2 protein-coding genes are annotated in these 1064 nt (G+C 48.9%); both read left to right on the top strand.

What is annotated here, in order from left to right:
- A partial coding sequence (locus tag M3200_RS06035) for an N-acetylmuramoyl-L-alanine amidase family protein (protein ID WP_288178185.1) occupies positions 1-476 on the top strand: 476 nt, incomplete at its 5' end.
- A gap of 10 nt (positions 477-486) precedes the next feature.
- Positions 487-1032 (top strand): GerMN domain-containing protein, encoded by a 546-nt coding sequence (locus M3200_RS06030; protein WP_022382645.1) that lies wholly within the window; start codon positions 487-489, stop codon positions 1030-1032.
- Positions 1033-1064 lie beyond the last annotated feature (32 nt).

Genomic DNA, 1064 nt, shown 5'->3' with positions numbered 1-1064 from the left:
CCGCTCTTCCGCTCAGGGATCTTCTGACATCCGCTGGCGCCAAGGTTGTCATGACACGTTCCACAGACAAAGATGTCTACGGTCCATGGGCTGATGCAACGACAGAACTTCAGGCTCGCTGCGATGTCGCTAATGAAGCCCATGCAGACGCCTTCGTATCCATCCACATTGATTCTTTTGCCAATTCCAGCATTGATGGAATCACTGCTTACTACAATGGAAAAAGCGCCAACGATCTGCTTCTGGCGCAAATGATGCATCAGGCAACCATCAACTCTTTATCCATCCCGGACAGAGGCGTACGTTCCAATGACTTTTATGTCAATGTTCATACCGCCATGCCGTCTGTCCTGATGGAAGTCGGTTTCATTACAAACAATCACAGGGTCCAGATGCTGACTTCGAGCTGGGCGCCCAAGAGCATGGCTCAGAGCCTGTTTGACGGCCTTGTAAGTTATTTCTCTGCTATAGAATAAAGGAGGTCCCATGAGAAAAAAAATAGCCTTAGCTTCAGCGCTCATTTTATCCATGGTTCTTGCCGGATGTTCCCCTGACAGCGGATCGAAACCAGCTTCCAATGCATCAGCTCTTTCTGCATCGGCCAATTCGTCATCTGTTCCGGCCAAGGAATCTTCGACACTCGTATTTTACAGGCCGACAGATGATGCTCTTCATATTCTCCCTGTTTCCATCAAGGTGAAGGCGGAAGATCACACAGCCAAGAATGCAGTCGAAGAGATGATCAGGTATGACAGGAAAGCCAAGTATCCGTTCATCCCTGCCGGCACTCATCTGAAGGACCTGTCCATTCAGGACGGAACGGCTATCGCCAACTTCACGGGTGAGGTCAACCAGATCAAAGGCGGAACATCGGAATCCCTTTTCATCGCTATGACGGTTGATACGCTGACCGAATTCCCCAATATAAAACGCGTGGAATTCCGGGCAGAAGGAAAACCGCTCCAGTTCCAGATGGATATGACCAAGCAGTTCATGAGAGATGAAAGTTACATCCAGCAGACCAAGACTTAAAAGGGGCTGTGACAAAATGGTTAATCATTTTG

It is taken from the genome of Dialister sp. CAG:357, from assembly GCF_000435155.1.
GTDB lineage: Bacteria > Bacillota > Negativicutes > Veillonellales > Dialisteraceae > Dialister > Dialister hominis.
The sequence above is the reverse complement of the archived record's forward strand: the minus strand, read 5'-3'. Positions and strand labels throughout refer to the sequence as shown.